Below are 8,208 nucleotides of genomic sequence, written 5' to 3' on the forward strand. Positions count from 1 at the left end.
TGAGGTCGGGGGAGGTGAGCCCAGGTGCAGATCCTGGTTACCGACGCCACCGGCGCGCTCGGGCGGCTGGTCGCACGGCAGCTGATCGCTGCCGGGCACACGGTGACCGGCATTGCTGGGCGTCCCCACCCATGCCTGGACGGCAACGTCGAGTTTGTTTGCGCACCGCTGCGCCACCCGGTCTTGCGGGAGATGGCCGAGGAAGCCGACGCGGTCATCCACCTGGCCCCGGTCGACACCACCGCACCCGGCAGCGCCGACATCGACCTGCTGGCCCAGGTGACCGACGTGGCCGCCCGGGCCGGCGACCGGTTGCTGTTCGTGTCCCAGGCCGCCGGGCGGCCCGACCTGTACCGGCCCGCCGAGGAGCTCGTGTCCACCAGTTGGGGGCCCAGCTTGGTCATCCGCATCGCCCCACCGGTCGGGCGCCAGCTCGACTGGATGGTGTGCCGCACCGTGGCCACGCTGCTGCGCACGAAGGTGTCGGCGCAACCGATGCGCGTGCTGCACATCGACGACTTGGTGCGCTTCCTGGTCTCGTCGCTGGACTCCGACCGCACCGGCGTGGTCGACCTGGCCTCCCCGGACACGGTCAACATGATCACCGCGTGGCGGATGCTGCGATCCGCCGATCCACGGTCCCGGCTGAATCGGGTGCGCAGCTGGGCACGGCTCGTTCCGGACATGGATATCGCTGCGGCGCAAGAGGATTGGTCGTTCAAGTTCGGCTGGCAGGCACTCGAGGCCGTGGCCGACACCGCCCGCGGCCTTGTCGGCCGCCAGATCGGCCCCGCGGGCGCCACCGGCCACGGGCGCCAACTGGCGATCCCGGTCGAGGTCGCCCCCCGTTTGCCACCTTCGGCGCAGGAGCACAGCGCGGCACCCGAGGGCGTCGAGGGCGAATTCGACGACCGGATCGATCCGCGCTTCCCCATTTTCAGCGCGGCCAACCTCGCCGAGGCGCTGCCCGGGCCGCTCACCCCCATCACGCTGGACGTCCAGTTGAGCGGATTGCGCGCGGCGAATGGGGTGCTGAGTCACGTGCTGGCGCTGGGCGGCGTGACGGGCGACGAGTGGGGCAACAGGGCCATCGCGGTGTTCGGCCACCGGGCCTACGTCGGGGTGTCGGTCAACATGGTCGCCGCCGCCCAGCTGCCCGGCTGGGACCAGGATGCGGTCGCCCGTAACGCGCTGGCGGGCCGGCCGCACGTCGGAGACCCCCTGCCGTTCGGTGAGCCCGCGCTGGCGGGCGGCGCCCTCGGGTACATCGCCAAGGCCGTCGTCGCGGGGCGGTCGCTGGCGCTGCTGCGCCACCTGAAGTCCGACACCGGGGCCTACAGCGCCGCCGCCGACGCCGAACAGCTCGACGCCACACAGCTTGCGTCGCTGCCCGACGCCGGCCTGGAAGTCCGAATTCGCCTGCTGCGGGACCGGATTCATCAAGGCTGGATCCTCACCGCGTTGTGGCTGATCGACACCGGCGTCACCGCGGCGGCGCTGGAGCGCAGCAAGGACGCGCGCGGTGTGCCTGGGGTTGACATGATCATGGAAAGCACGCGCGTCACGGCCGAGACCGACCAGCTGGCGGCGGTGCTGCGGGCCGACCCGCCGCTGTGCGCGCTGGCCCAGGAGGGCAACCTCGACAGCATCCGCGCGCTGTCTCCGGCCACCGCCGCGGCGGTGGACGCCGCCGTCGCCCGGCTGGCGCATCGCGGGCCCGGGGAAGCCGAGCTGGCCAGCCGCACCTACGCCGACGACCCGGCGCTGCTGTTGACGGCCGCGGGGGCGGCCGCGGTGTCCGCCGCCGCGTCGACCGAACCGCCGTCGGCGACGCTGGCCCGGCGGCTGACCACCAATGCCCGCGACTCGCGAGAACTCGCCCACGACACCACGCTGCGGTTCACTCATCAACTGCGGATGACGTTGCGCGAGCTGGGATCTCGCCGCGTGGCCGCCGACCTGATCGACGTGGTGGAGGACGTCTACTACCTGACCTGTGACGAGCTGGTCATCATGCCGACAGACGCCCGGCTGCGGATCAAACGCCGCCGCGCCGAACGGGAACGGTTGCAGGTGCAGCGCCCGCCCGACGTCATCGACGGGACGTGGGCTCCCGTCGAGCAGGCCCCCGATTAACCGAGGAGTTCGCGCAGGTACAGCGCGTTGCGCACCGCGTGGCCGCCCAGGTCGTTGTTGAAATACATCCACACGTCTTTGCCGTCGTCGCTCCAGGCGGCGATCCGGTCGGCCCAGCGCCGCAGCTCGTCGTTCGAATAGGAGCCGGCGTAGATCGCGTCCTGATCCGGGCCGTGCATGCGGACGTACACCAGGTCGGTGGTGGCCCGCGGCACGCACGCCAACCCGGCGCCGCTCATCACCACGTAGGCGGCGCGCCGGCGTTCCAGCAACTCGAAGACGCCCGCGTCGTTCCAGGACGGATGGCGCAGCTCCATGGCGACCCGGATCGACTCCGGCACGCCGGCCAGAAAAGCGTCCAGGCGCGCGTCGTCGCGCTGCTGCTCGGGATGCAGCTGCACCAGCAGCACCCCGCGGCGATCACCCAGCAGGTCCCAACAGCGCACGAAGCGCTCGATCCACGGCTCGGGCGAGGCCAGGCGGCGGTAGTGAGTCAGCCCTCGATGGGCCTTGACCGACATCTTGAAGCCGTCAGGGAGCCGGTCGCGCCAGCCCGCGAACGTCGAATCCTTCGGCCAGCGATAGAAACTCGCGTTCAGCTCGACGGTGTCGAACACCTCCACGTAGCGGGCCAACCGGCGCGCCACGGGCAGGCCGGGCGGGTAAAGAACGTCCGCCCAGTGGTTGTAGGACCATCCCGAGGTACCGATCCGTACGGTCAACCGGTCACCTGCCGGCGCACGTCGTCGTCCAGCGAGACCCTGATCAGCGCCGCGGCCAGCCGCGCATTGGCCTGCGGCGCAAGGGCTCCCAGCTTTGCCGGCTGCGTGGGCAGGCCCAGTTTCCTGGCCGCGGCAATAGCCCGGTCGTCGAAGTACGGCCGCACCCAGGTCCACACGTCCTGCGCCTCGCGCAGGTAGATGTCGGCGCCGGTGTCGCCAATCCCCTTGAATCCCTTGAGCAAACGCTTCGCGGCTGCGACGTCGTGCTGGCTGCGATCGGCGAGTTGCCGTAGATCGCCGCCGTATTCGTCGCGCACCCGTCCGGCCATGTCGGTGAGCCGGGTGGCCGAGCTTTCGTCGTAGCGCACGTAGTGGGCGCGCCCGAAGGCGTCTATCATCGCCTGCCGGTCCGAGGCCAGCACCGCCCGGGGGGTGCGCAGGCCGGCTTTGAAGAGTTCCCGTCCGGCGGCCATGGCGATGCCCGCATCGATCGGCTTGCTGGCAAGCATGCAGACGACCAGCAGCTGAAACAGCGGCATCGGCTTGTCGCTGAGCCTGATTCGCGCCTCGGCGGCATAGGTGGTTGCGGCAACCTCGAGCAGCCGTCGCACGAGTCGCGCAGGTTCGGGCATACCCGATGACGTACCCGCGCCCGGCCCCAGCAAACGGCGGCGGTCACTTGGGCGGCAGGCTGCGCGCGTAGCCGACCCCGCGCGACACCCAGGCCTGGAGTTGCCGTTTGGTCCGCACCCCGGCGGGCTCCACCCGCACCCAGCCACGGACGTCGCGGCCCGCCATCACCATCGGGCTGACGTGGGCGCGCGGCACCACCTTGTCGAATTCGTCCCGCGGCACCCGGACCAGTAGGCCGCCCTGGCCGCTGACGGCCACGGACATGTTGCCGTTGATCAGGAAGGCGAGGCCGCCGAACATGCGTTTCTCTTCGACGCCGCGTTGGGCGGCGACAAGCTCGCGGATTTCTTCCGCCAGGCTCTCGTCGTAGGCCACGGGCGGCGCGTCAGTCCAGGTCCACCCGGATGGTCAGCAGGTCGCTGCCCATCAGGAGCACCACCGCGCTGTTGAGCCGCGGCAGGTTACCGAGCCGCTGCAGCGGGTCGTCATCGGGCAGCAGATGCGCAGTGCCGCTGCGCCATTGGCCACCGATGCGCACCCGTACGGCGGGATTGGCCTTGATGTTGCGGACGTAGTCGGAGTGTTCGCCATGCTCGGAGACCATCCAGAACTGATTGCCGACCAGCCGCCCGCCGACGGCGGTGCGCCGCGGCTTGCCGCTCTTGCGGCCGGTGGTTTCCAGGCTGATTCCGGGCATCTGCCGGCCTACCGGATTGACGAGCAGCCGCTGCACGCGGTGGACCACTTGGCGTTTGAGAGTCACGGGTCCATTCAACGCCGCGCCCGCCGGCCGTGTCACCGTGCAAATGAAACAGCCGCCCCCTTGCGGGGGCGGCTGCCTCGTTGTCAGCTGCCGGTTTTACCGCGGAGCGCCGACGTTTCCGCCGACACTGCCGCCGGCGTTCGCGCCGCCGACGGGCGTGTACGCCTGGAACCCGGTAGACGTCTGGACGCCCCACTGACCCAGATCCGGGTTGAACACGACCGGAAGCTGGGCTCCGTCCGGGTCACCCACTGGCGGCACCCAGGTGGCCGGGAGGCCGTAGCGACCCGGGTCGTTGTAGTGCCCCGGCGGCGGGAAGCCGTCGTGTCCCGGGGGAAGCGGGCTGCCCGGCGCGTTGCAGTTGACGCCCGGCGCACCCGGGTTACAGATCGGCACCCCGGGCACATGCTGGCCCGGCAGGTCATCCCGGTCGCCTCCAGGTACGTTCGGACCCGGAATGCCCGGGTTCGGCACGTTCGGTCCATCCGGACCGGCTTGCGCGATGCCGGCGCCGATGCCGAACCCTGCGGACGTAATGGCTCCGGCCATGAGTGTGCCGGCTGCGATTTTGCTCAGATTCATCAGTGAACCCCCTTGTCGAGCAGTTTGGGCCGCTTAGTGCAGCTCAAGCGGTTGACTTGGTGATTCGCTCACCCCACCGCCCTCATCGGGCAGTCGAACCTCCAACCACCCAGATACCCGAGCGATGGATGTCGGAAACCTTCTTCCGTCCTACGCAGGCCGCGGGGCCGGCACGCCCACGGCACGCAACACCCATTCGCGCGGAACCGAGAACGCGAGTGACCTGCGCGGAATGGTGGTCAGCACGGGCTCCGGTATCGCCGTCTTGTAGTGCAGTGACAGGCGTCCGGAGAACGCGGGATCGATGTGGCCGACGTCGGCGGTGAGCACAAGCCCGTTCGGCGACAGCTCGGCTTGCACGGGGCCCTCCTGCGACGCATCCCAGCGCTGGTCGATGGCCCGTCCCGCGAGCTTGGGCACCGTCGAGAGCGTGCCGAGCACCCGCTGGGACGTGAGCACCAGGGAGCCGACATAGCTGCGGATGTTTCCCTTGGCGACGAATCCCGGCACCGAGCCGCTGAATCGGAAAGTGGCGGGGACGTACTCGGCGAGCAGGACAATGCCTTCCGGTTCCACCTCCGCCCGCATGTCGGCGGGAAGCTTGCCGATGCGGAGCAATCTGCGCAGGATCACGGCCATCCACGGACCTTAACGCGCTTGGCCGGGATGCGAGCGAGTTTGCTGCGCATCCCGGCCAGGCTTGCGTCAGGCAGCGGCCGTGGCTGTCCCGACCACCGGTTCGAGAGCCTGCGCGACGATGTCGGCGACGTCGGTCATCGGCTTGACGTCCAGCGCGTCGAGCACCTCGGCGGGCACGTCGTCCAGGTCGGGCTCGTTGCGCGCCGGGATGAAAACCGTTGACAGGCCGGCTCTTTGCGCGGCGAGCAGTTTCTGCTTGACGCCGCCGATCGGCAATACCCGACCGTTCAGCGTGACCTCGCCGGTCATGCCCACGTCGGAGCGCACCTGGCGTCCGGTGGCCATCGACACCAGGGCGGTGACCATGGTGACACCGGCCGACGGGCCGTCCTTGGGCACCGCGCCGGCGGGCACGTGGACGTGGATGCGCCGGTCGAGGGCCTTCGGATCGACCCCCAAGTCCGCGGCGTGGGAGCGCACGTAGGACAGCGCGATCTGCGCCGACTCCTTCATGACGTCACCCAGCTGACCGGTCAGCTGCAGGCCGGGTTCGCCCTCGGTTGAGCCGGCTTCGATGTAGAGCACGTCGCCACCCAGCCCGGTGACGGCCAGGCCGGTGGCCACGCCCGGCACCGCCGTGCGTTCGGCCGATTCCGGCGTGAACCGCGGGCGGCCAAGGTAGTCAACCAGATTCGGCTCGTCGATGGTGATCGGCCCGGAATCGTCCGCCAGCTTGGTGGTGACCTTGCGCAGCGCCTTGGCCAGCAGCCGCTCGAACTGTCGCACACCGGGTTCCCGGGTGTAGTCGGCGGCGATCCTGCGCAGCGCGGCGTCGGTCAGCGTGACCTCGTCCTCGGTCAGCGCCGCCCGCGCCCGCTGCCGGGGCAGCAGGTAGTCCCGCGCGATCGCGACCTTGTCGTCCTCGGTGTAGCCGTCGATAGCCACCAGCTCCATGCGGTCCAGCAGCGCCGACGGGATGTTCTCGATCACGTTGGCGGTGGCCAGGAACACCACGTCCGACAGGTCCAGGTCCAAGTCCAGGTAGTGATCGCGGAACGTGTGGTTCTGCGCCGGGTCGAGGACCTCCAGCAGCGCGGCGCTCGGGTCGCCCCGATAGTCCGAACCGACCTTGTCGATTTCGTCCAGCAGCACAACGGGATTCATCGTTCCGGCCTCACCGATGGCGCGCACGATCCGGCCGGGCAACGCGCCCACATAGGTGCGCCGGTGCCCGCGGATCTCGGCTTCGTCGCGCACACCGCCCAGGGCGACGCGCACGAACTTGCGACCCAGCGCCCGCGCGACGCTCTCACCCAGCGACGTCTTGCCGACGCCGGGGGGACCGGCCAGCACCATCACCGCGCCCGAGCCGCGGCCGCCCACCACCTGCAGCCCCCGCTGGGCGCGGCGGGCCCGCACGGCCAGGTATTCGACGATGCGGTCCTTGACGTCGTCCAGCCCGTGGTGGTCGGCGTCCAGGACGCCGCGCGCGGCCTTCAGGTCCGTCGAGTCCTCGGTCCGGACGTTCCAGGGCAGGTCGAGGACCGTGTCCAGCCAGGTGCGGATCCAGCCGCTCTCCGGGCTCTGGTCGCTGGAGCGTTCCAGCTTGCCGACCTCGCGCAGCGCGGCCTCGCGCACCTTTTCAGGTAGGTCGGCGGCCTCCACGCGGGCCCGGTAATCGTCGGATCCGTCGGGCTCGCCCTCGCCGAGTTCCTTCCGAATGGCAGCCAGCTGTTGGCGCAGCAGGAACTCCTTCTGCGTCTTCTCCATGCCCTCGCGGACGTCCTCGGCGATCTTGTCGTTGACCTCGACCTCGGCGAGGTGCGAACTGGTCCAGTCGATCAGCACGCGCAACCGTTCGGCGACGCCGACGGTCTCGACCAGCTGCCGCTTCTGCTCGCTGGACAGGTACGACGCGTACCCCGAGGTGTCGGCCAGGGCCGACGGGTCGGTCAGCCTGTTGACGTAGTCGACGATTTCCCAGGCCTCGCGCCGTTGCAGCATGGCCAGCAGCAGCTTCTTGTACTCGGCGGTCAACGCCTTGACCTCGTCGGTCGTCTCGACGTCGGGGACCTCGGTCACCTCGACCCACAGCGCCGCGCCCGGCCCGGAGGCTCCCGTACCGATCTGCGCCCGGCGCTCCCCGCGCACGACGGCCGCGGTGCCGCCGCCGGCGATGCGTCCGACCTGCAAAATCTTCGCGATCACGCCGTGCGAGGGGTAGCGGTCGTCGAGCCGGGGCGCGATCAGCAGCTGCCCCGACTCGCTCGCCTGGGCGGCGTCGATCGCCGCCCGAGCGGCATCGTCGAGCGCGATCGGCACGACCATTCCGGGCAACACGATGGTGTCGGTGACAAACAGCACCGGCACCGATTTGGCTTCAGCCATCAATCCTCCAAAAACTGAGTCTGATGCGCTCAACCCAGCCCGGCGCCGGTTTGTTCCCGAGACGCTTCCTTCAGGCCCAACGTGCGGCCCGCCTCACACTGGCGGCGAAACCGGCCCCAGTCGCCGCAGCTGTGTCACGTGCCCGGGCGAAAGCTCTTCGAGGCAGGTGACGCCCAGCAGCCGCATCGTCCGGATCACGCCGTCGGCGAGGATCTCGATCGCGCGGGTGACGCCGGGCTGGCCGCCGGCCATCAGCCCGTACAGGTAGGCGCGCCCGACGAGCGTGCACCGCGCGCCGAGGGCGATCGCTGCCACGATGTCTGCGCCGGACATGATCCCCGTGTC

9 protein-coding genes are annotated in these 8,208 nt (G+C 70.0%); 1 reads left to right on the top strand and 8 read right to left on the bottom strand.

Going from position 1 to position 8,208, the window contains the following annotated elements:
* Positions 1-24 precede the first annotated feature (24 nt).
* Positions 25-2,136, top strand: coding sequence for an NAD-dependent epimerase/dehydratase family protein (locus WU80_RS04235; protein ID WP_055403633.1), 2,112 nt, complete (start codon positions 25-27; stop codon positions 2,134-2,136).
* Here the strand turns inward: WU80_RS04235 and WU80_RS04240 are convergent.
* The 8 genes from WU80_RS04240 to WU80_RS04275 form a co-directional block, all read right to left on the bottom strand.
* Positions 2,133-2,858: a DUF72 domain-containing protein gene (locus WU80_RS04240; RefSeq protein WP_055403634.1), complete on the bottom strand. Its 726-nt coding sequence runs from the start codon at positions 2,856-2,858 to the stop codon at positions 2,133-2,135. The two genes, WU80_RS04235 and WU80_RS04240, sit on opposite strands and share 4 nt — an antisense overlap.
* Complete coding sequence (locus tag WU80_RS04245; protein WP_055403635.1) at positions 2,855-3,490, bottom strand: hypothetical protein; 636 nt, start codon at positions 3,488-3,490, stop codon at positions 2,855-2,857. Before WU80_RS04245 ends, WU80_RS04240 begins: the two co-directional genes overlap by 4 nt.
* A gap of 43 nt (positions 3,491-3,533) precedes the next feature.
* Complete coding sequence (locus tag WU80_RS04250) at positions 3,534-3,866, bottom strand: TfoX/Sxy family protein (RefSeq protein ID WP_055403636.1); 333 nt, start codon at positions 3,864-3,866, stop codon at positions 3,534-3,536.
* Positions 3,867-3,876: 10 nt separating this feature from the next.
* The gene (locus tag WU80_RS04255) at positions 3,877-4,254 is read right to left on the bottom strand and encodes a nitroreductase family deazaflavin-dependent oxidoreductase (protein ID WP_055403637.1); all 378 of its coding nucleotides are present in this window, start codon (positions 4,252-4,254) and stop codon (positions 3,877-3,879) included.
* Positions 4,255-4,350: 96 nt separating this feature from the next.
* Positions 4,351-4,836, bottom strand: a complete 486-nt coding sequence (locus tag WU80_RS26295; protein WP_231633740.1) for a hypothetical protein — start codon at positions 4,834-4,836, stop codon at positions 4,351-4,353.
* Between the two features lie 150 nt (positions 4,837-4,986).
* The gene (locus WU80_RS04265; RefSeq protein WP_055403638.1) at positions 4,987-5,475 is read right to left on the bottom strand and encodes a hypothetical protein; all 489 of its coding nucleotides are present in this window, start codon (positions 5,473-5,475) and stop codon (positions 4,987-4,989) included.
* 66 nt (positions 5,476-5,541) lie between these two features.
* Positions 5,542-7,863, bottom strand: coding sequence for an endopeptidase La (lon, locus tag WU80_RS04270; protein ID WP_055403639.1), 2,322 nt, complete (start codon positions 7,861-7,863; stop codon positions 5,542-5,544).
* Positions 7,864-7,956: 93 nt separating this feature from the next.
* On the bottom strand, positions 7,957-8,208 hold a 252-nt coding region (locus WU80_RS04275; RefSeq protein WP_197285982.1), incomplete at its 5' end, for an alpha-hydroxy-acid oxidizing protein.

The organism is Mycobacterium sp. UM_11, assembly GCF_001414075.1.
In the GTDB taxonomy this organism is placed as follows: Bacteria; Actinomycetota; Actinomycetes; order Mycobacteriales; family Mycobacteriaceae; genus Mycobacterium.